The organism is Spirosoma arcticum (assembly GCF_054779955.1).
The window spans coordinates 461,395-482,749 of the sequence record NZ_BAAGXG010000003.1; the positions used below are offsets into that span (position 1 = coordinate 461,395).

At 57.4% G+C, this 21,355-nt stretch carries 15 protein-coding genes; 4 read left to right on the forward strand and 11 right to left on the reverse strand.

Annotated features, from left to right (window positions below; translation table 11 throughout):
* Nucleotides 1-5 precede the first annotated feature (5 nt).
* From ACYVHB_RS09115 to ACYVHB_RS09140, 6 genes are all read right to left on the reverse strand, one after another.
* Nucleotides 6-878: an FHA domain-containing protein gene (locus ACYVHB_RS09115; RefSeq protein ID WP_461051394.1), complete on the reverse strand. Its 873-nt coding sequence runs from the start codon at nucleotides 876-878 to the stop codon at nucleotides 6-8.
* 174 nt (nucleotides 879-1,052) lie between these two features.
* Nucleotides 1,053-5,036 (reverse strand): FtsW/RodA/SpoVE family cell cycle protein, encoded by a 3,984-nt coding sequence (locus ACYVHB_RS09120; protein WP_461051395.1) that lies wholly within the window; start codon nucleotides 5,034-5,036, stop codon nucleotides 1,053-1,055.
* Between the two features lie 32 nt (nucleotides 5,037-5,068).
* Nucleotides 5,069-6,388, reverse strand: coding sequence for a serine/threonine-protein kinase (locus ACYVHB_RS09125; protein ID WP_461051396.1), 1,320 nt, complete (start codon nucleotides 6,386-6,388; stop codon nucleotides 5,069-5,071).
* A 4-nt stretch (nucleotides 6,389-6,392) separates the two neighbouring features.
* Entirely contained in the window at nucleotides 6,393-7,919 is a 1,527-nt protein-coding gene (locus ACYVHB_RS09130) for a serine/threonine-protein kinase (protein WP_461051397.1), read from the reverse strand.
* Nucleotides 7,920-7,924: 5 nt separating this feature from the next.
* Nucleotides 7,925-8,971, reverse strand: coding sequence for a PP2C family protein-serine/threonine phosphatase (locus ACYVHB_RS09135; RefSeq protein ID WP_461051398.1), 1,047 nt, complete (start codon nucleotides 8,969-8,971; stop codon nucleotides 7,925-7,927).
* A gap of 205 nt (nucleotides 8,972-9,176) precedes the next feature.
* Nucleotides 9,177-10,217, reverse strand: coding sequence for an FHA domain-containing protein (locus ACYVHB_RS09140; protein WP_461051399.1), 1,041 nt, complete (start codon nucleotides 10,215-10,217; stop codon nucleotides 9,177-9,179).
* Nucleotides 10,218-10,553: 336 nt separating this feature from the next.
* On the opposite strand from ACYVHB_RS09140, the gene ACYVHB_RS09145 reads away from it, so the two are divergent.
* Both ACYVHB_RS09145 and ACYVHB_RS09150 read left to right on the forward strand, forming a co-directional pair.
* Nucleotides 10,554-10,949, forward strand: a complete 396-nt coding sequence (locus ACYVHB_RS09145; protein ID WP_461051400.1) for a hypothetical protein — start codon at nucleotides 10,554-10,556, stop codon at nucleotides 10,947-10,949.
* 226 nt (nucleotides 10,950-11,175) lie between these two features.
* Complete coding sequence (locus tag ACYVHB_RS09150) at nucleotides 11,176-12,336, forward strand: hydroxymethylglutaryl-CoA reductase (protein WP_461051401.1); 1,161 nt, start codon at nucleotides 11,176-11,178, stop codon at nucleotides 12,334-12,336.
* A gap of 8 nt (nucleotides 12,337-12,344) precedes the next feature.
* Here the strand turns inward: ACYVHB_RS09150 and ACYVHB_RS09155 are convergent, their stop codons facing one another.
* Together ACYVHB_RS09155 and ACYVHB_RS09160 are read right to left on the reverse strand one after the other, a co-directional pair.
* Complete coding sequence (locus ACYVHB_RS09155) at nucleotides 12,345-13,607, reverse strand: sensor histidine kinase (RefSeq protein WP_461051402.1); 1,263 nt, start codon at nucleotides 13,605-13,607, stop codon at nucleotides 12,345-12,347.
* Nucleotides 13,604-14,284, reverse strand: coding sequence for a response regulator transcription factor (locus ACYVHB_RS09160; protein ID WP_461051403.1), 681 nt, complete (start codon nucleotides 14,282-14,284; stop codon nucleotides 13,604-13,606). The genes ACYVHB_RS09155 and ACYVHB_RS09160 overlap by 4 nt, the downstream gene beginning before the upstream one ends.
* Nucleotides 14,285-14,470: 186 nt before the next feature.
* On the opposite strand from ACYVHB_RS09160, the gene ACYVHB_RS09165 reads away from it, so the two are divergent.
* On the forward strand, nucleotides 14,471-15,145 hold the full coding sequence (locus ACYVHB_RS09165) for a phosphatase PAP2 family protein (protein WP_461051404.1): 675 nt from the start codon (nucleotides 14,471-14,473) through the stop codon (nucleotides 15,143-15,145).
* A gap of 260 nt (nucleotides 15,146-15,405) precedes the next feature.
* Here the strand turns inward: ACYVHB_RS09165 and omp85 are convergent, their stop codons facing one another.
* Both omp85 and ACYVHB_RS09175 read right to left on the reverse strand, forming a co-directional pair.
* Nucleotides 15,406-16,812, reverse strand: a complete 1,407-nt coding sequence (omp85, locus tag ACYVHB_RS09170) for an Omp85 family outer membrane protein (RefSeq protein WP_461051405.1) — start codon at nucleotides 16,810-16,812, stop codon at nucleotides 15,406-15,408.
* A 68-nt stretch (nucleotides 16,813-16,880) separates the two neighbouring features.
* On the reverse strand, nucleotides 16,881-17,513 hold the full coding sequence (locus tag ACYVHB_RS09175; protein ID WP_461051406.1) for a DedA family protein: 633 nt from the start codon (nucleotides 17,511-17,513) through the stop codon (nucleotides 16,881-16,883).
* A gap of 157 nt (nucleotides 17,514-17,670) precedes the next feature.
* Between ACYVHB_RS09175 and ACYVHB_RS09180 the strand changes: the two genes are divergently transcribed.
* Entirely contained in the window at nucleotides 17,671-20,094 is a 2,424-nt protein-coding gene (locus ACYVHB_RS09180) for a TonB-dependent receptor (RefSeq protein WP_461051407.1), read from the forward strand.
* Nucleotides 20,095-20,169: 75 nt separating this feature from the next.
* Here the strand turns inward: ACYVHB_RS09180 and ACYVHB_RS09185 are convergent, their stop codons facing one another.
* Nucleotides 20,170-21,351, reverse strand: coding sequence for an ATP-binding protein (locus ACYVHB_RS09185; RefSeq protein WP_461051408.1), 1,182 nt, complete (start codon nucleotides 21,349-21,351; stop codon nucleotides 20,170-20,172).
* Nucleotides 21,352-21,355 lie beyond the last annotated feature (4 nt).

A 21,355-nucleotide genomic window follows, 5' to 3' on the forward strand; every position in this document is an offset into this window, starting at 1 on the left:
TTGGATCAGGCCGGTTCCAGCAGCAGTTTCGCTTCGCCACCCAGCTCAATCTGGTCGCCGGGGGCCAGTACGTAACCAACGCCGGGCAGATCAACTCGTTCGGTGGTGTCGTCGGCCCGCAAGATCTTGGTTTTGTTGCCGTTAGCGGGTAATCCTCCGGCATCGGCCAGCAGACGGTAGCGTCGCCCGGCCGCGTCGTAGCGAATGGTAGCGTGCTGACGGCTGACGCTCAAATTTGGTTCACCCCGCCCGGCATCGAAACCCGGTTCCCCCGAATCCAGAAACGCAATATCGTTGGTCCGCACCCGCCCCGACGCCGTTTGCACCATCTGCCCGCGACCAATGCGAAACTCGGTTTGCACGGCCGGGTCGAGCAGGTAGCTGGTCTCGGTAGTCTGACCCGTCAGCGTCCGAATTCGCACCTGCAGGGGTTTTTCCGTTGCTGGACGTATCACCTCCAGGCCTAAATTATCCTGCCGGTAGGTGCATTCAGTGGGTAGTGCGTCACGAACAAACTGATAGGTAAATTGCCAACCGGGGGCCAGCCGGATGTAATTATCGGCTAAGTGACGACTCAGTTCAGCCTGAAAAGCACCCGGTTGACCCGAGTAGAGGGCTACCGCCATGCGGTCTTCTTCCGCTGTATCGGCGCAACGGACCCACAGCCTGAGACCCGTCGGCAATCCGTCCGTTTCGTTCGAGTAAGCGGCCAATTTCTCCACAATAAAGCGGAATACCAGTTCGCGCTGCTGGGGCGTTGGCGGCATACCGGCACGCGTTGGCACCGGTTCGCTGTCGGCCACTACTGGTGTTGGGGGGGCGTCAGCAGGGGGCGGTCCCAAGCCGAAAAACTGCTTTAGATTTTTGATGAAAGTCATGCGTTCGTGATTGTGACTACCTCACCCCCGGCCCCTCTCCTTAGGGAGAGGGGAGACGAGAATGGGAGAGACTAATGTATAGTCAGGCTTATCATACTACTCAATTTTGGTAAAACACCCCTCTCCTGGTGGAGAGGGGCCGGGGACGGTCGACCGCTGCTGTGAGGTAGACCGTCAAAATGTTCCTAAATAGCCCCGCTCTTTCAAAATCGGCGCAACAATCGTGTTCGCCAATTTAACGGCATCCGCCGACGATTCGCCCAACTCGATCCTGACGCAGGTGACCGTGTGCGAACGTCCGTTCGGCGTGGGCGCGAAGAACACGTACCAGCCGTCGTTACGCTTCTCCCCCATCACCATCCGTTCGGGCGTTCCGGTTTTGCCCGCCACCCGGCTAATGCTGATTTTAGGCCGCCCCCCCGGATTCGATTGTTCAATCATGAAGTCGCGCAGTTGGTCGGCGTAGGCGGGTTGGTTTATTAGTTTGACGCCATTCGCCACGGGGACTTTCTGAACACCCCGGCGCAGGACGTAGCGCGAGGGTTGCATCACGCCCCCGTTAGCGACAGCCCCGGCCATACGCGCCAGGGCCACCGGCGTTGTGGTCAGTTGACCCTGCCCCCAGGCTAATCCCGAAAATTCGCTCCGGTAACGACGAGGGTAGCGCAGGTCCTGATAAAGTTTGCGTCGAACTACAAACGATGAGTCGCGCCAGTGCTGAAGAATGCGGGCTTTATCGGCAGCGGTATGCGAATCAGCAAACGAATACCCACCAATGTAGTCGATGTTCATGCCCGTGGCTAAGTACAGATTCGCCAGTTCATTGTCCAAGCTATACTCATTGGCGATGCGGATAAAATACACGTTGCTCGACCGGACAATAGCCTGCCGCATGTCGACCCGCCCGCCACAGGGTTCGCTTTCCACCCGACCCCGACGAATAATTTCTCCGCAACCAACGGAAAAGCTAACATCGGCAGCGTCTTCACCTAATTTGTTCAGAGCCGCCGTCGCCGTCATGATCTTTGCCGTTGAACCGGGGGCCGTGGGATACGTCAGGGCCAGATCCCGCTCGGTGGTCAGGTAGGGTAACTTCATGCGTTCGGCGTCGGGCAGGGCCAGTTCGTCGGGCCGCTGAAGGTTGGGCAGCGGGTGCAGCGCCGACGCCAGCACCTCCCCCGTGGCCGCGTCGAGCACGGCCACCGACAGCCGTTTGTCGCTGTAGTCCGACCCGGCCAGTGCTTTTTGCAGGGCCACCTGTAAACCCGCGTCCACGCTCAGGTGCAAGTTGCGATTACGGGACCGGTACTCGTCTACCACACGCCCGTTGATGCCACTGCGCACGGCCGGGGCCAGTTCGCGGTAATCATACAGTGGTAGGGTGAGCGTTCGGGACACGGCGGGCGTGAAACGGTCAGCCCGGTAGCGGCTGGTGAGCAGCGTGTTCTGGCGGGGACGATTATCAAAGCCGCGTAGATCACTCAGGTGCGACGCTTCGGCGAAATAACCGTTCTGCTGTCCCCAGAACAACCGCGTGTTGGCATCGCCCGTCCAGAAAAAGAGTTGTTCACCAAACGGATAAAACCGCTTGAGCCGCCGACGGCTCAGGTCCGTTACCCGGTTGGCATCGAGACCCGCTTGCCGGAACTGGGACAAGTTCCGGCGCACCGTGTCGGGCGAACTGGTCGCCAGCACCCGACCGGCCCGATCATAAAGCGTTCCGGCGGCTAAGGCATCGGTCAGGCGGTTGATGCGCGGGTTGTAGCTGTACACGGGCAGGCCGTCGCGGCTGAGCACCCGGCTGGGCCGCACAATGTAGTCGGGCCAGCGCACAAGCGCCACGTCACCCGCCCGCCCGGCCAACACCAGCGCCCCAACCAGAAAGCCGACAATACCCGTGGCCAATACCGGATCGTAGTGTTTTTCGAGGTAGTCGTGCTGTATGGCTTCGCCCGGACGGTTCGCCACCGCAAACACCACGCCCATGGCCGTCAGGTTGATGATGAGCGACACCTTGCCGTAACTCAGAAACGGCACCGATATACCCGTCAGCGGCACCAACCCCAGCGACCCGCCCGCGATGAGCAGAAACTGCACCCCGGTAGCCAGCGCAATGCCCGCACAGAGGTAAAAGCTGAACGGCTGCCCCGACCGGCGGGCGTGGAGCAGCGTTCGGTGGAGCAGCATGAACAGCAGCCCGAATACCGCCACCAGCCCCACCCAGCCAAGTTCTTCGGCCAAACTCGGCAGGATCATGTCGGTGTGGGCGGCAGGCATGGCCGTGGCGAACCCTTCGCCCAACCCCTGCCCGGTCCAGCCGCCCGTAGCCAGCGTCCAGAAACTGTGCGCTAAGTGGTCGCCCCCGTACACGTCGTTGTTCCACGGACTGAGCCACATGGCTTTGCGGTCGGCTAAGCGGTCGCCTACCACAGGGATCTGATCACCGAAGGCAAACGCGGCTATTACCAGCACGAGCAGCACCGGCCCTTCGGCCAGCAGCGCCAGCCAGCCGGTGGCCGTGGTGGTGCGGGCGTGCCCCTTCCAAACGAGTAAAACCACCGCTATTAGTATGCCCACGAGCGTAGCCACCAGACCGGGTAACTGCCACAGGGCCAGCCCGTAGGCTAATCCCGCCAGCAACGTTATTCCCAGCGTTTGGCGGGCAATGGTGTAAAAAAGCAAAAACGTAAACCCGATCACTAAGGCCGGACCCATGTCGCCCAGCAACAGATACAGGCCCATCAAAATACCCGTTCCGAGAAAAACGCCGATGCTCACCCGCCACCGCCAGCGCAGGTCGGGCAGGGTGCGGAGTTGTTCTTCGTGGGCGGCAAAAAAGCCCGCCAGAAACAGCAGCACTAAGTATTTAGTCAGTTCACTCGGCTGAAACAGCAGTCCACCAATGCGCAGATTTACCCGGACGCCACTGCCCTCCGGTCCTGTTCCGAAAATCAGCGTCAGACCCGCCAGCCCAAACGCCAGCAGCAACCACGTCCAGCCCGTGAGCCGGAAAGTAGCCCGTTGGCGCCCATTCAGCAGCGGATCGAACCACCAGCGGGTATAGAACCGCCCGATGTGCAGTTGCGACACAACGGTCAGCCCCAGCAGCCCCAGCCCAACGCCCGTAACGGCCTGACCGCCGTAGAACGTGTCCTGCAACGGGTCCTGAATGGCCAGCAGCGTCAGCACCGACAACCCGGTGAGCAACATTAGAATCGGCAACAGCAATGGGTCGGGCTGAAACCGCCGGAGCGACCAGAATCCGTGAACGAGCCAGAACGCCAGCAGAAACAGAGCCACATTTAACCAAAAAGCCCCGCGAAACTGACCCGGTGTCCGCACGGTGAGCGCACGGTCGCTTTTCAACTGCCCGTAGGCGACCGGGCCGATGAGCCGGAGCGTGTGCGGGCGGGCCGTGAAGTCATAGTCTGTGGAGCCGGTAAGCCGGGCGGTACCGCGCCGACCGCCAAACTCGAAACCCGGTTTGAGCGGCAGCACACTGTATGACCCATCATCTCGTAATCCCGCAAAGGCAAACCGCCCGTCGGCGTTGGTGCGGGCGTAGGTGAGCGAGTCGGGAGTTTCGTCAGACAGGCGCTGGGCGAGGTGGTGGCGCTTCAGCTGAACCAGCACGTCCGCCATTGGCCGGGCATCGGGTGCACTGTCCAGCACCCGGCCCGTCAGTTGCAGGCCACCCGTGCCGACCACTGACGGGTACGGCCGGGGTCGGTTCAACTCCCGCCGATACAGTACCGAATCGAAACCAATCTGCTGCCGCGATACGCGCAACCGGCTTTGGAAATCGACGCCACCGATTGGACTCTGCCAGGCCACCGGCGTCCTGAGGGCAAACGCCCGTTTGTTGATGGCACCCACATTATCGGGCGTACCCTCCCGGCGCAGTTTGGCAGGCAGCGAATCGGCAATCAATCGGATATCGCGGGCGTCGGTGAGGTAGTTTCCCTGCCGGAGCATCCGCTGAAGGGCATCGCCCCGCAAACCCGGTTGCAGGTTTAGTTTAGTACCGGCGGCATAGTCCCGCTCCGCCTGATTGAGCGCGGGCTGACGATTGACGTACAAACGGGCAAAAAGCAACAGCAGCAGAACCGTTGCGCCGAGCAGGTAAGTCCGTTCGGACGAGAGCAAACTAAATTTCATTGGGTATAGTAAACGAATACGTTGAGGAGTACTCACTGAGCACTATCGGGTGGCATAGTTGCAACGGAGTCGGGTACGGCTTCTCCACTCGCGGAAGAGTCAACCGAAATTTGGTAGGTGGGATCAGCAGTAACCTGAATTTCTCGGTCTTCCCCGTCATTAAGCCCGGTAGCATTGGAATCAACAGCGGCTGATTCGGTATCATACAGTGCGCTGTCGGGCGTCGTCTGAGAGTCCGGCCCTGGCTGAACCGTTGAGCCAGTGTCCCGGATGACGTTGGCTGGTTGGCGGTGCATAAAGTTGTACAGCCCGAATGCTAACCCAATGGCCAATGCAACACCAGCAGCGGCCCACCACCAGTTGCCGCTACTGCTGACTGTCTCCGACGTCGGCACGTCCTCCGGCTCATTGGCAACCGCTGTGTCATAAGTCGCCGTCACCACCGGCCCAGCTACGGTTATGGCAATGGTTGGCGGGGTGTGTATGGACCAGTTTGCCTTTAATTGCTCAACCCGGCTTTGTTCGAGGAGCAGTTCCAACTGATTGGTGTTTTGGAGCCTGTCGGCGGGGTTGCGAACCAGCAAACTCGTTAGCAGCGTGGCTAAACTGGACGGCAGCGGCTGCCCGGACAGGAGCACGGGCGTGGGCATTGGCGCGGTCAGCACCTGCTGCATGAATCGGGCCAGCCCCGTTTCGTCCTGCAACACAAACGGCACCTTGCCCGTCAGGCATTCGTAGAGCACCACACCCAGCGCGTAGTAATCAGCCGCTTCATTAACCTGGCGGGGGTTGTCGAACTGCTCAGGTGCCGCGTATTCGTACGTCATCAGCGACTGGCCCGTGCGGGTGCGGGCGCTTTCGTCGGCCCGTAGTTTGGCAATACCGAAGTCAGTGAGCAGAAAGTGCAGTTCGCCACTGGCCAACCGGCGATATAGCACGTTTTCGGGCTTAATGTCGCGGTGGATAACGTGCCGGGGGTGAATAGCCCGCAAGGCGCCCGTCAACTGCAAACCCAGCCGGATGGTGGTTGGTACGTCCAGATGCCCCTGCTGCCGGAGCAATCCCCGCAAATCGCCCCCTTCCACAAAGTCCATGACCACGTAGGGCAGGGCTGCGTCTAAGTGCACCTCGCGCACCCGGACAATGTTGGGGTGGTCGATCTGGGTCATGATCTGCGACTCGCGTTCAAAACGCCGGAGCGTGTCGGCATCGGTGGCGAAAGCGTACTGCTTAATGGCGACCACGTCGCCGGAGGACAGGTGCCGGGCTTTTAGCACGCGGGCATTTCCCCGGCCCAGTTCGGCGATAACCTCGTAACCCGGTACGTGCGTGTTGAAACTAACGGTTGACATAGCACTATGGGGTCAGCGGTGTAGGAACGGCAATACTGTCGGGGCGTTCGGCATCGGCCCGGAGCACACGGGCGCTGAACCGGGTGCCGCGCTGGCTGTCGGGTGCCCGCCGAATAACGGTGGCATCGGGTCCAATGTTGTTGAAATACATAACGGTTGACTTGAACAGGTCGCCGTTCTCTTTGATATACTGCACCTTCACCGCCACCGACTTGAACGTTACCAGCGACGGGTTTCGCAGTCGGACAGACAGTTCTTTAACGCCCCCAAACAAGCCGGTCTTTCCCCCAAAGGCCTGCGCATTAAGCGCTGCATACCCTTCCATCACCTGCGCCTGATACCGTTGCCGGGCCAGTTCGAGCCGTTGCCGGGAATCTTCCTGCGGAGTTTCCTGAACAGCCGCCGTTTCAGTTGCATTGGTTGTTTTCGTAGTGACTTGAGCAGCCTCCGACGGACGGTTAGTTGTGGTATAAAACCAGTAAACGCCGGAGCCGGCCAGCAACACAAAACCGGCAATAAGCGCAACGGGCATCAACCGGCGACGCGAACGAATTCCGCTGCCCGCTGCCGGACGGTCCGATTGGCTCGTGCTTGAGCGGGCAGCAGCGCTGGTCGCCATGGGTCGATGTCGATACACCTCCGTTTGGGCCGTTGGGGAGCTTGTTGGTTGCGCCTGCTCGCGGTGCAGTTGTTCTACCTCCGCCTGTTTAAGCGTCAGTTTCACCGCGTCGGCACTGTGAATACGTTCGCCGGGTTTCTTGGCCAGCAACTGCTGCAACAGCGTTTCCAGGCTGCCGGGCAATGGCTGATTGGTCGGCAGTACCGGCGCGGGTGGGGGTGTTGTCAGCACGGCGTTCATGAACTGGACAATGCCGGTCTCGCTCCCCATGGCAAACGGTACCCGGCCCGTCAGGCATTCGTAGAGCACCACGCCAAGCGCGTAATAATCAGCCGATTCATTGACCTGACGGGGGTTGTCGAACTGCTCAGGAGCCGCGTATTCGTAGGTCATCAGCGACTGGCCGGTCATAGTCACGGGTTGCTCGTGCAGGCGGGCGACGCCAAAATCCGTCAGCAGAAAATGCAGTTCGCCACTCGCCAGCCGCCGGTACAGAATGTTCTCCGGTTTCACATCGCGGTGGACAATTCCCTGGGCGTGGATCAGCCGGAACGCATCGAGCACCTGCAACCCCAGCCGGATCGTCAGTTCGACCGGCAGGCTGCCCTGTTCGGTAATGAGCTGCCGTGCGGTGCCGCCTTCAATGTAATCCATCACGAGGTACGGCAATTCGGCATCTAACCGCACTTCGCGCACCCGGACGATATTGGGGTGATCAATCTGGGTCATGATCTGCGACTCGCGCTCGAAGCGCCGAAGCGTGTCGGGATCGGTGTTGAGCGTAAAGTGCTTGATGGCCACTAAATCGCCGGTTGCAATGTGCCGGGCTTTTAGCACGCGGGCGTTGCTGCGGCCGATTTCGCCCAGTACGTCGTAACCCGGAAAGTGGGTATTGAAACTAACGGTTGACATAATCGTTATGGCGTTCGGCCTGAATCAGGTTGATTGACCCGGCTGCTGTTGACGGATGAATCCGCTGGAATGATGCGCCGGGGTACTGGGGTTGGGGCTGGTGACTCATACTGCCACCAGAACACGACCGCCAGTAAACTAAGTAGTACCAACAAAGCCCCTCCACGCAGCCAGTTACGCGTCGGGGCTGGTGCCTGAACCGGCTCCGGCACTGAATCGGCGACGAGCCTTGGGACGGGCACCGACAGTGGCACAGTGTTTATTGGTGGCGCTGGCGGTTCCAGCGCGGTCACATCAGACAGGGCCGGATACTGCGTCAGCACAACCGTAATATTATCGTAGCCACCCTGTTCGTTGGCCTGCCGGATTAGTTCGTCAACCTGATCGGCCACCGGCATGGCCTGCATCAATACGTCCGTCAACTGGGCACGGGTGAGCATATCGCTTAGCCCGTCGCTGCACAGCAGCAGCCCATCGCCGGGTAAAAAGTCCGTCTCACCCGATTCCAGAAAGTCAGGGTCGTCGACCCGGTGCGTCACGGAGCCAACGTCGCGCAGAATTTCGTTCCGGCGGGGGTGGCGCATGGCTTCGCGCTCGGTCAGTTGGTTGGCATCTTCCCGAACGCCCACCAGCGAATGATCGTGGGTCAGTTTCTCCAGCCTCTGCTCTCGAAACCGGTACAGACGGGTATCGCCCACGTGCACGTAGAGCAGTCGGCGGGCGTCAGCGTCAGCAACGGCAGCGGTCAGCACGCAGCACATGCGGGCCAGCGTGGGGTCCTGCTGCTTATGACGAACGATCTGGTTATTGGCGTGCACGACGGCTTCGCGGAGCATCGTCAGCGTATCGCCGGTGGGGACGGCCATGTACTGCACAATGGCTTCTTTGGCCAGCGCAGCCGCCTGTGCCCCCCCCGCGTAGCCCCCAACCCCGTCGATCACCACCAGCAGCGCATCGTGCGCCGACCAGAGTGACGTGCTGACGAACGTGTCCTGATTGTCCTGCCGGTGCTGACCAACGTCGGTTTGCCCGGCAATGTGCAATGGGGTCATGGGTAGGGTTGTAGTTTGTGGAAGGGGTTTTTGACGGTCCGCCGTTGCGGTTTGTAGTTTGTGGTTGGCTACCGCAAGTGGCTTCTGCGGCAGCCAACCACAAACCAAGAGCTTACACTCACCTTGGCAAATTGCGGAAGTGCCGCACGAGCAGCAACCCCACAAAAGCCAGTAACACAAGGGCCGTTAGTGCGTCAAGCATACGTTACGAGTTACGTTGGAACGACAGCGTCACTACGCCGTTGAGCAGAATCTGGGACGGGCTGGGCAACTCAACCCACGCTGGGCTGCCCGGTTCACTGCGAGCGACAACGCGTTCGTTCAGACGGGTTTCGTACTGACTGAACGACGCTAACTGAAACTGCCGCGCCGTGGCGTCGTAGCGAATACGGGCGTGCGGATTCGACACGTAGGGCGAAACGAGCCGGATGTAATTGGCAAACGATTCATTGTCGGGTTCCTGACGGGCAATGACCACCTCCCGGTCGTGCATCCAGTACGTTGCTTCGGTATTCTGATCGGCCATGTAACAATCAATCCGGGCCAGCGCATCGGGCTGAGCAGAACGCGGAGCAGCCGGAGTTACCGGCCGGACTGGTGGCGCTGACGATACAACCGGTCCAGCCGGTAGTAGTATCTCCGCGCTTTGGTCGTTACTCTTCAGCAGGGCCGGGTCGATTCGGACGGCAAACGCCCCCGATTCGCGAAAATCAATCTGGCTGAAGGCGGGCAGGTTCAGATCTAATTTCTCGTACACGTTCGTGTTTTTCACTTTGCGGGTGGCCTTCAGGTTGCCGCCCGCCGGGGAACTGGAGACGCTGTCGTTTTCGAGCGACGCGCCAGTGAGCGACCCGATCACTTCGACATCAGCGGGAGTGATCGGTCGCCCGTCGAACTCCGTGCCCGGACCGAACTTAAAGTGCCAGTGCGAGGCAACCGTCACAATCCGGTCCTGTGGCCCTTTGCGCTGATTAATAGATTTGTAGAACGCACTTACCGCTTCGTTGACGATGACCGGCAGAGCCGCCAGTCGTTCGGTGTAGCTCGCCGGGTGCAGAATAACAACGTAATGCGCATCGAACAGCAGACTTGTGCCGATACTCTCCCGGTTCAGTGACGTTTCAAAACAACGAATCAGTTCGTGCAGAATCCGTTCGTTGGTAATCGTTCCGGGCGTTTGTGGCCGTCGTTTGGGCACGAGCAAACTGCCCAACTGATCCCAAAGACGACTGGGTGGTTTTTCCATTTCACTACTAACGTATTATCCGCTTTGGCGTGTATGCATCAACTTTTTAGCGGTGATTAAGTTTTTGGGGGGAGCGGCATTACGGCTCCTCCAGACACGGCATTTTCAACATGAATAAGTCTACATAAGCCGTTTGTCCAGCAACGTCTGAGGCCGTTTCAGTCGGAGAGAAAGGAGAGCTCCACACGGATCGAAAAGAACGGAAACACAATTGTTTGCTGCTAATATGAATAAAAGTACGTTTACCAGAGAAATAGGCACGGATGTTGCTAACACCCAACTAACTGATTATCAGTAACATATAACCTTTCTCAGTCTTTAAACTACACCAAAACTATGATTCGGTATTTAATTAAGGATGATGTTTACTATTCATTAAACGATGTAACTAAATGGTTAGTAAAAGAGCAGTTGCTGACCAATAAACAAAGTCAGTCATTTGCGTTTCAGTGTAAGACGCACGTGGTTGGCAAATTGGCCGATGCGTATGAGCAGGACCAGGTTTACCAGCATCAGGAGCCGATCATTCTACCACTCAATGACTATTTCGTACACTGGATTGTGTGGGCTAAGCTGCTTATTCTGCTGCCGGTAGAGGTACGCACGCACCGAAAAGTAGACGCGATAACGCTCCTGCTTGACAATCCAGCTACGGTCTACCAACGTGCCGAATCAGGCAGCGGTGTTAATTTGGTCTGTATGGACGATCAGGTGAAACTGTCGGTGTATTAAGCCGAAACGCGGGACCGGTAACGTCAGCAGTAACTCCACCTCAATAAGCAACACACCCACTTCGGTCAGTTGAAGCGGGTGTTTTTATGTGTTTTGATCGTGTCAACGACCCATCGACAACGTTTTGCGCTGAGCAATTGTCACGAGCAGCGCTTTTTTCGACGGCGTCGCCTTATCTTGAGCAGCACAGGCGAAAGCCAATCCTAAACCGCTATACCGCCAAGCCATGATCCCGACTGATAAGGCTAATAATTACAACCCCGACATCATTGCGCAGCGTCAGCAGTTTGTGGCGGGACTAACTGGCAAACCACTGCACCACCTCCCCCACTACTCGGTCGATCCGGCCGTGCTGCCGGGCAACATCGAGAACTTCACGGGCGTGGCGCAGGTGCCCATCGGACTGGCCGGGCCGCTGCGGGTGCTGGGCGAACACGCACAGGGCGATTTTTACGTTCCGATGGCCACCACCGAAGGAACGCTCGTGGCGAGTTATAACCGGGGTATGAAAATTTGCCGGGAAGCAGGCGGCATCACCACCACCGTTCTCGACGACGCCATGCAACGCGCACCGCTGTTTACCTTTACCAATGCCCGCCGGTCGCGGCAGTTCGGTGCGTGGGTAACAGCCCATTTTGCCGAAATCAAAGCGAAAGCGGAGGAAACCACGAGCGTGGGCAAACTCCGCGACATTGAGCAGTACACCGTGGGCAAGCTGCGCTGGCTCCGGTTCAACTTCACCACGGGCGATGCCGCCGGGCAGAACATGGTCACCAAAGCTACCCACCACGCTTGCCACTGGATATTGGCGCAGGAACCGGCCGGGCTGGAGCACTTCACGATGGCCGCCAACCTCGACACCGACAAAAAGCACTCGCACCTGAACACGCTGCACAGCCGGGGAAAGCGCGTCGTTGCCGAAATTACGCTCCCCAACGCGCTGATGGAGAACCGGTTGCACGTATCGGCAAAGGCCATGTTTTTCCAGCGACAATTGTCCAACACGGGGGCCATGCTATCGAACGCGGTCAATAATGGGGCGCATTTCGCCAACGGCCTCACGGCGCTGTTCATTGCCACCGGGCAGGACGTGGCCAACGTAGCCGAATCCTCAGCGGGCATCACCTACACCGAACTCAAAGACAACGGCGATTATTATTTCTCGGTCACGATTCCCTCACTCATCGTAGCGACCTACGGCGGAGGCACGGGCTTACCCACGCAGCGCGAATGTCTCGAACTGCTGGGCTGTTCCGGCGCAGGACACGTGGACAAATTAGCCGAAATCATGGCCGCCGTCGTACTCTGCGGAGAATTATCGCTCGGCTCGGCCATTGTCGCCAACGAGTGGGTCAGCAGTCACGAGCAGTTAGGCCGCAACCGGTGAGGAGGGAGTCAGCGCATTAACAAGGTGAACTCATGCAGTCGGGTCGTTTCCTGGTAGGCGTAGGGGACGGTCATGTTATACCGCTGGGCAATCTGCCTGACTAAGGCTAAACCTAAGCCCGTCGAATCGGGGCGGGCCGGGTTTTTGACGAACCGGTCGAAGAGTACATCGGGCGCAAAGGGGAGCGGTGGCCCTATGTTCCGCGTCTTCAGGTAGGTTTGGGTCAGGATCACTTCGGAGCAAGTGCCCGTTTCAGCGTGCAACACCGCATTTTTCAGCAAATTAGTCACCAGTATTTCCGCTAAGTACGGATTCAGGGTCCGGCAGATGTCCGGGGCGACTTGACACCGCCAGTTCAGTCCCCGGTAGTCGGCATAGGGGGCAAACTGGTCGTGCAGTTTCTGGACCAGTTCACTCAGGTTGACCCGCTGTAGCTCCGAAAACTGCTGGTTGTCGATCTTGGTCAACAATAGCAGTCCTCTGTTGAGGTTGGCTAACCGCCGAATGGACTCTTGCGCTGATTCCATCAATTTGACCTGTACCGTCGTCAGCGGTTCGGTGCCCAGCAAGCTGTCCAATTGCGCCGTTACCAGGGCCAGCGGAGTCTGCATTTCGTGGGACGCATGGTCAGTAAACTCTTTCTGAACCCGGTACTGCTGGTGCAGGTTGCGGCTCATCTCGTTCAGGACCGCGCTGAGAGCATTAAATTCTGCGATGTCGCTGCGGGGGAAAGTCATCGGCGTTTTCTCGTCTAACCGGTACTGCCGCAGCCCAGCCGTCAAGCGGTAGAAGGGTTTCCATAACCGCCGGGAAACCCAGCCGTTGAGCAACACCAGCAGGCCCAGCAATACCACGAAGCCCACCGTCACGACCAACGATAGCAACTGAGCGATCTCGTTCAGTTCGCCCATCGCCTGCTTAACCACAATCCGATAGCTGCGGTCCCGCACGGTTATGGTCGCCAGCAGCCGACGAACCGGTACGGGCTGATTCTCGCGCCAGTCATATTCGAGCGTATCGGCGAACACCGGCGCTGTGGGGCGACGCACCGGCACTTCCCGGACGGATGGATTGTCCAGCGGATACCGTCCCATCAACGTATGGCCTTCGGTTAATTGCTGACGAATAAAGGCCAGATCGCTGCTCAACTGCTCGTCAATTTCGTACTGAATTACCCCGTAGATGAGCGTGTGAAACAGCCAGCCACCCCCAATAACCACCGGCACAGAAACCAGCAGCAGGTACAGCAATGCTTTACGGAGCAGACTCATGTCGTTTGGCTAAATAAGTACCCGGCTCCGTAGCGGGTTTTGATGTAATCCGGACAACCCTTGTCGATCAGCTTCCGGCGCAGGTTTTTGATGTGCGTGTACAGGAAATCGTGCGAATCGGCCCCGTCCATGTAATCCCCCCAGACGTATTCGGCGATGGCCGCTTTGGTCAACAACCGATTTGGGTTAGCCATCAAAAATAGCAGCAGTTGGTACTCCTTTTCGGTCAGTTCAACCGGTTTTCCATCAACATTCACCTGATGCGCTAAGGAATCAACCGAGATAATTCCAAACGTAATCAGGGTATTTCCACCAAAAAAGCGTCGGCGCAGCACCGACTTGATCCGGGCGTTGAGTTCGGAAAGGTGAAACGGCTTGGTCAGGTAATCGTCCGACCCCAGTTCCAGCCCCGTCAGCTTATCGTCGAGCGAATCTTTGGCCGAAATAATGATCAATCCGGCCAGTTGCTGAGCCGCTTTGACCTGCCGGATCAGATTCAGTCCATTGCCGTCGGGCAGGCCAATGTCGACCACAATGCAATCGTAGTCATAGTCGTGAATGGCTATGCTGGCTTTGGCGTAGGTAGCCGCCGTGGTGACGACGTACGCTTCCTCTTCCAGAAAATGCCGCATCGCCGTCAGCAGGTCCGGCTCATCTTCGACTAACAGAATCTTCATATACCATGCACCAATTACTCAAATATGCGGTCAGAATTTGTAGCAATCCTATAGCTAACTGATCTCACGGTGCACTTAACTACTGATTTACTACAAAATTGTCCTGTATTCTTGTCCTCCTCGTACGCGTGGCATAACATGAGTTCAGTTTATTTAACGACAAATCGTTCAAACTGGCCCCGGCGTTTGGGCTGGTTTTTCATTTTTACAATCTGGGCCGTTCAGGTTGCCGCCCAGTCGGATACGACACAACCGGCTCCCCGGCAGTCGATTGCCCGTCTGGCGATTCCGTCCGCTTTTATCGGAACGGGGCTGTACACCCTGTCGGCTACCCATTCGTTCAACCGTTTCCGGACTCGGAATGCGCTTTTAGCCTACACCAGTGGCTACCGCACTCACCTCGACGATTACCTCCGGTACGGCCCGACCGTTCTGTTGGCCGGACTGACGGCCGTTGGCGTGAAAGGCCGCTCAACTCCTCTCGACCGGACCGGGTTGTGGCTGACGGCCAATGCGGTTGCGGGGATTGTAACCACCGGCCTTAAGCACACGACCAGCTACCTCAGACCCGATGGTTCCAGCCGACTATCGTTCCCATCCGGCCATACTTCGTTTGCCTTCGCCGGGGCGGGGGTACTCGACCGCGAGTTTGGGCAGACCAGCGTACTCATCCCAATTGCCGGTTATGCAATGGCTGGCACGACGGGTTACCTGCGGATGGTCAATGATAAGCACTGGATCTCCGATGTGTTCGTCGGAGCCGGGATTGGTCTGCTGTCGGCGGAGGCCGCTTATCACGTTTATCCGTGGATTAAGCGAACGCTGACCCGGCGCAGATACCACCCGGCAATTGCCAGATAATCCGGGCGGTTCTGACCGGGTGGCGAACGCTGTCGTGGGTGTTTTCCCGCGTCGGCGGTCCGATACAAAGCCATTCAGATTGGCCGCGTTTCGGATGTCGCCCTGATCGACAAAGTCGAACCGCCGATGCGTGAGCATCGTCATTACGGTTCTTTTGTCAATCACGCTGCTTCGCGAACCCGCTGCGCCCAAGCTACTAATCGGCGGAGGGATGATTTTGGCAGGGTTGCTGGTGCTTGCTTGGCCGAAATAGATCCCCCTTAAAAAATCTGCCCAATACCAAAGTAGAACAGCCGGTCTTCCCTTGACAATCCATAATCGAAAAACAGAATGGTCGAGAGATTCCAGGCCACCCTGGCCCCGGCCCCGTAGGACGTCTTGATGTTGCTAAAATCCAGGTCCTGCCACCGGTCACGCACCGTGCCTGCGTCGAAAAAGGGGGCAACACCAAGCCCAAAATTTTGTCGGCCAACTTTCAGATCGGCCAGCCTTACCCGGAGTTCCACGTTGGTGAACGCAAGCGAACGGGCCAGGAACCGGTTAGCCCGGTAACCCCGCAGCGATTGCCGCCCACCCAGCGCATTGATGCTGCCGTCGGGACTCCACTGGTCCTGATACTCGAAGAAGGGGGCCTGGCTGCCAAAAATGGTACCCGCGCCAATCCGACCGGCCAACACCGTTCGCGTACCGAAAGGCAGTTGCCGGTAGATGCGCCCTTGGAGGAAGAGCTTATTAAAATTAAACTGGGAACCGATAGCCCGGTTAGAAAACTCGTTGGCAACCTCAACGTACACGCCCCGCGTCGGGTCGGGTTCAAAGTCACGGGTGTCGTAAATCAGGGCACCCTGCACGATGGAAATTCGGCCACCATCGAGACCAAAAATCAGTCCCTGCTGCGCATCCCTGGCCAGCAGCGACGTACCGTTCGGGGCTTTGGTCTCCGCCCCCGTGACCGGGTCTATCGCATCCGTTTCGGTGCCCTGAAAGGTCTTGTACGCTAATGATTGAATCTCGTAGCCACCCATTACCCGCCATTTGCCCCTGCCTAAGGCATAATCGGCTTTGAGGTTGAGCATAAACTCCGTTTCCCGAAACCGGTTCGACAAGGCATCGCTTACCAAAGCGGCTTCGCCTTCCTGACCGGACCGCAAGGTACTGCGAGCCCGGTTATAGTCGGCGTAGGTCGCGAACGTTACAGTTGGGTCGGAGGGTAAGCGCAACGGACCCAGGGTGCTTTGACTCGATCCGAAATAGAGGTTCGACGGGTTTTGCTGCGCCCGAAAATCGGCTCTGAAACGCCAGCGGGAACCTTTGTAGTAGGGCACATCCGCCGAAAAAGTCAATTCGCGGGCGTTGGTGGTGTAGTAAGCGACGTTGGCGCGTAGCCTGACTAAGTAGGGCGTGTAGGCGAAGAGCGGGTTGGCGCGGGTGCCATTCCAGTAGGTATTGGTTCGGATCCCTACCCCAAAACCCGTGACCGGGTCTGATGACAGGTCGGGAAGGCCCGTCGTGAACCGACCTTCCCGTTTTTTGGCCAGGTCAGCCTCCGACATGCGCTTGGAGCGAATAAACGAAAGACTGTCCGTGTAAAGACTGTCGGTATTCTGGGCCGCTACTGGCAGGGATAAACTACCGATCAGCACAAGTAAGCAAAATGTTCGTTTCATTGAGTAAGTTAATTGCCATTAAAACACTGAAAGTCAGACCATATAACACTTTTCTACCACCTGAATCATTACTGCTGGGGCACGTTATCCGTTTTACGTAACCGCTGTACCACGAGCGTACCAATCACCAGCAGCACGACGCCCAGAAAGATGTACTCCACGTACTGCCCGACCTGGGGAAACCGCTGGCCCAGCCAATACCCGGCCAGCACCAGAACGGAAATGTACGCGACACAACCCGTGGCGGTCAGCACTAAAAAACGCGGCCACGGCATCCCGCTGCTGGCCGCCAGCAGCGGATTAAAGGTGCGAATGATGGGTAGAAAGCGGCCAATCAGCAAGGCCCAGCGGGGATGTTTCTGGTAAAACGCATCGGACTGATCGAGGTAACGCCGTTTGAATAGAAAGGTATCCGGCTGGTGTCGGAGCCGGTCGCCGAGTTGGCGGCCAATCCAGTAGCCCGTCAGATCGCCCGCTACGGCGGCAACGATCAACACCCCAATGAGCGCGAACACGGGCAGGCTCAGGGTACGAACGCCCGTCAGCAGGCCCGCCGTGAAGAGCAGCGTTTCCCCGCCGGGTACAATCAGGCCGAGCAGAAAACCCGTTTCGATAAACACCAGGGCCGCAATCAGGGTGGTGCCGCCCCATTCCAACCAGGCCGTGTTTAGTAGCAGGATACTAAATGAGTATAGTTCCATAACGTCGTTTTGATTTGGTAAAACAAGCGGTAGAATCTGAAGCATTCCTGAAGTTTGTCAAGCGACAGCTTTTGCTCATGCGACGAAGTCGTTTACTTCAGAATTGCTCCCAAATTACTCGTTAGCTTTGAGCATAAACTCAGCTTACTGTACCCGAATGAAGCCGTTCCTCTTTTTACTGCTGCTTACTTTTTCAGTCGTTACCACATCGGCCGTTGCCGCCTTAGCTCAAACGGCTACTGTAACGCTGTCGGGAACCATCCGGGAGACCCGGAACAAAGCCATACTGCCGTTTGTGAACGTCACGCTGCTCACCCCAGCCGACAGCGCGTTCGTGACGGGCGCTATTACCAACGAAGAAGGATTGTTTTCGATACCCGGCGTCAAGCCTGGCAACTATCTCCTGAAAGTTACCTACGTCGGCTACCGGAACACCGTTCAGCCGGTGCTGGTGGGGCAGTTGAGTGAATTTCTGAATGTAGGCACCCTTGAACTGACCGAAGAAGCGGCTCAACTCAGTGAAGTAGTCGTGACGGCCCAGCCCGAAGCCATTGCCCCCACAATGGACAAAAAAACCTTTACGTTGGCCGACAACATCAGCCAATCCGGGGGTTCGGCTCTGGAAGCTATGAAAAACTTGCCGGGCATTACCGTGGGCGACGATGGCCAGGTGCAACTCCGGGGCAGTACGCAGGTGATGGTTCTGATTGATGGCAAGCAAACGGCCCTGACGGGTTTCGGTGGTCAGTCGGGCTTAGATAATATCCCGGCCTCGGCCATCGACCGGATCGAAATCATTAACAATCCATCGGCCAAATTCGATGCCAACGGCAATGCCGGGATAATCAACATCATCTACAAAAAAGAAAAGAAAGAGGGCTTCAACGGCAAAGTGGGTCTGGCAACGGCCGTGGGTGCCCTGTGGGAAAAACGCGAAAACTACCCCACCATCCGGCCCCAGTACCGCAACACGCCCAAAATCAACCCGTCACTCTCGCTGAATTACCGCAGAAATAAGGTCAACCTGTTTTTCCAGGGCGATAACCTGTACACCCAAACCCTGAACAAAAACGAATTTGCCGACCGGTTTTACGACGACGGCACCGTAATTCGCCAGCAACTCAAGCGCAACCGGAACACCAACATCGTCACCGGCAAAGCGGGCATCGACTGGTACGCCAATACCAACAACACGGTCACCGTATCGGGGCTGTTCAGCAGCGAGAAAATCATCGACCGGGGCGACGAACCATTTTTCAACGGCAGTCTCTCGGAGCGGCTGCGGCTCTGGCAGTTTCTGGAGGATGAGTTGAAAACTACCGTGACGGCTTCGGCCAACTGGCAGCATAAATTCAGGCAGCCGGGCCGGTTGCTCAACGCCGGGTTCAATTACACCTTCCACCGGGAAGACGAGAAGTATTTTTTCACCAATAGCCTGCCGACGTTCACTGGGTTCGACTCCTTCAAGCTGCTGTCGGATGAGCACGTCGGCGATTTGACGCTCGACTACGTGCAGCCCCTGCGCTACGGCCGGGTGGAAGCCGGGGCCAAGCTCCGTCGGCGGAACATCCCGACGAACATGCAGTTTTTTCCGGGCCTGAACTCCCCGCTCGACACCAACGCCGGGGGCCGGGCGACGTACAGCGAATGGATTCCGGCCCTGTACGGCAACTACATTATCGAAACGAAGAAAGTGGAGATAGAAGCTGGGGTACGGGTCGAGTACGTGGACTTACGGTATGAGGTGGACCCCAATCACAACACGTACCGAAGCGACGGTTATCAGTACGGTCAGCCGTTTCCGAACCTGCGCCTGACCTACAAGCTGAACGACAATAACCGGCTTTCGCTGTTCTACACGCGCCGGGTAGACCGGCCCAACGAAGTCGATATTCGCATCTTCCCCAAGTACGACGATGCCGAAATCATTAAAGTGGGTAATCCCGGCCTGCGGCCGCAGTTCACTACCTCGTACGAGCTGGGCTACAAAGCGGGCTGGGAGGGCGGCTACCTTTATTCGGCTGCGTATCACAAGGCCATGCAGTCGACCATCACGCGCATCGGCAGCATTGTTCCCGGTAGTACGCTGATCTACAACATTTTCCAGAATGCCGGTCGGAGCCGTATGACGGGCGTCGAGGTCGTGCTGTCGCAGAGCTTCGACAAGTGGGCCACCGTTAATCTGAACCTGAATGGGTACCGGAACACCATTGATGCGTTTACGGTCGTCAACCAGTATCCGGTCAGGAACACGTTTTCCGCCGACCGGCAGCAGTTGGTTTCGGGCAACGTCAAAGTTAACGCTCTGTTTCACCTCCCCCGCCAGCTTGATGCGCAGCTTACGGCTATTTACTTAGCACCCGACCTGGTGCCCCAGGGCCGGATCGACTCGCGTTTTTCCATTGATCTGGGCCTGAAAAAGAGCATTCAGAAGGGCAAAGGCGAACTGTTCCTGAACGCTACGGACATCGCCAACACCCTGCGCATCCGGCGGACGGTGCAGGGCGAGGGCTTCCGGTATGTCAGCACCGACTACTACGAAACGCAGGTGGTTCGGTTAGGCTACGGGTATAAATTCTGAGTTGGCCATTGTCGCCAGCGGGTGGGTCAGCAGCCACGAGCCGTTCGGCCGCAACCGGTGATGGGTCAGGCGATATCACCGGATAAATCCACCCCAGATGTAACCCTCGAACGTGCGCAACGGATGACGCCCGACAACGTAGTGCTGACTCAGCGCCAAGTTCTGCCCCAAGGATTTCACCTGTTTTAGATCACTCTCGGCGGCTGTCTCTTTGACTTCCATACCAACGGCTTTATCCACGACAAAGTCAATCTCGCGGCCGCTTTTGAGTTGGTAGTAAGCCACGTCGCCCCGGTGAAGCAGTTGGTTGAACACGGCGTTTTCGAAACGCGCCCCGCTGCCTAAATCACCCGCTAACGAAGCGATGCCGTTGTCTAAAAAATACAGCTTACGCGCCTTCACAATCTCCCGGTCAGGGCTGTTGGCCAGTACCGGAACCGTGCGGATGAGGTAGCTTTGCTCAAGCAGGTTCAGGTAATTCTCAACCGTTTGCCGGGCCAGCCCGACTAAACTTGTCAGTTTGGCGATGTCAATCTTGGTACCAACGCGAACGGCCAACAACTTGATCAGTTTATATAGGTTGGCCGGATCACGAATGTCGGACAAGGTCAGAATGTCGAAGTTGACGTATGAACTCAAAATATCGCTGATCAGGTCCTGCTTGTCGGCGGCTGTATCGGCTAAGACAACCTCCGGGAATCCACCGAACAGGATATAGTCTTCGTAGTACTGTTTAAGCCGTTCATACTCGGCCCGGACAAAGCAGGCCGCCTGTTCATACGTGAGCGGGCCAGCCTGAACACCCCTGAACGTGAGCAACTCGCCAAAACTGAGCGGATACACGTCAAACAGTTTTTTTCGACCAGCCAACGACTCCGTAAATTGGTTTTTCAGGTAATAAGCGCTGGAGCTGGTGACGATGAACTTAATCGTGTAGGTATCATACAGGTATTTGAGAACGCTGGGCAAATTCGGCACTAACTGAATTTCATCGAGGGCCAGCAACACCGGCTCATCGAAGCGCAGCCCCCGCTGGGTGAGCGCCTGTATAATGACTTCGTAGTTTGTTTCGGTCCACAGCAGGCGGTTGTCAATGCGCTCTAAGTCGATGTACAGCGTTTGACGGATGGCCGATTCAGCCATAAGCTGCTTAACCAGAGTGGTCTTACCCGTTCGGCGCATACCCGTCAGTACGGTAATCTGAGGTCGGTTCAGGTGTTCTTTCAGTTTACTATATATTGAACGCTCAAAAAGCATATTC

Coding starts and splice junctions, on each gene's coding strand:
- ACYVHB_RS09115 (WP_461051394.1), bottom strand. CDS start 878: ATGACTTTCATCAAAAATCTAAAGCAGTTTTTCGGCTTGGGACCGCCC.
- ACYVHB_RS09150 (WP_461051401.1), top strand. CDS start 11,176: ATGATCCCGACTGATAAGGCTAATAATTACAACCCCGACATCATTGCG.
- ACYVHB_RS09185 (WP_461051408.1), bottom strand. CDS start 21,351: ATGCTTTTTGAGCGTTCAATATATAGTAAACTGAAAGAACACCTGAAC.
- ACYVHB_RS09120 (WP_461051395.1), bottom strand. CDS start 5,036: ATGAAATTTAGTTTGCTCTCGTCCGAACGGACTTACCTGCTCGGCGCA.
- omp85 (WP_461051405.1), bottom strand. CDS start 16,812: ATGAAACGAACATTTTGCTTACTTGTGCTGATCGGTAGTTTATCCCTG.
- ACYVHB_RS09160 (WP_461051403.1), bottom strand. CDS start 14,284: ATGAAGATTCTGTTAGTCGAAGATGAGCCGGACCTGCTGACGGCGATG.
- ACYVHB_RS09155 (WP_461051402.1), bottom strand. CDS start 13,607: ATGAGTCTGCTCCGTAAAGCATTGCTGTACCTGCTGCTGGTTTCTGTG.
- ACYVHB_RS09125 (WP_461051396.1), bottom strand. CDS start 6,388: ATGTCAACCGTTAGTTTCAACACGCACGTACCGGGTTACGAGGTTATC.
- ACYVHB_RS09135 (WP_461051398.1), bottom strand. CDS start 8,971: ATGACCCCATTGCACATTGCCGGGCAAACCGACGTTGGTCAGCACCGG.
- ACYVHB_RS09140 (WP_461051399.1), bottom strand. CDS start 10,217: ATGGAAAAACCACCCAGTCGTCTTTGGGATCAGTTGGGCAGTTTGCTC.
- ACYVHB_RS09175 (WP_461051406.1), bottom strand. CDS start 17,513: ATGGAACTATACTCATTTAGTATCCTGCTACTAAACACGGCCTGGTTG.
- ACYVHB_RS09145 (WP_461051400.1), top strand. CDS start 10,554: ATGATTCGGTATTTAATTAAGGATGATGTTTACTATTCATTAAACGAT.
- ACYVHB_RS09180 (WP_461051407.1), top strand. CDS start 17,671: ATGAAGCCGTTCCTCTTTTTACTGCTGCTTACTTTTTCAGTCGTTACC.
- ACYVHB_RS09130 (WP_461051397.1), bottom strand. CDS start 7,919: ATGTCAACCGTTAGTTTCAATACCCACTTTCCGGGTTACGACGTACTG.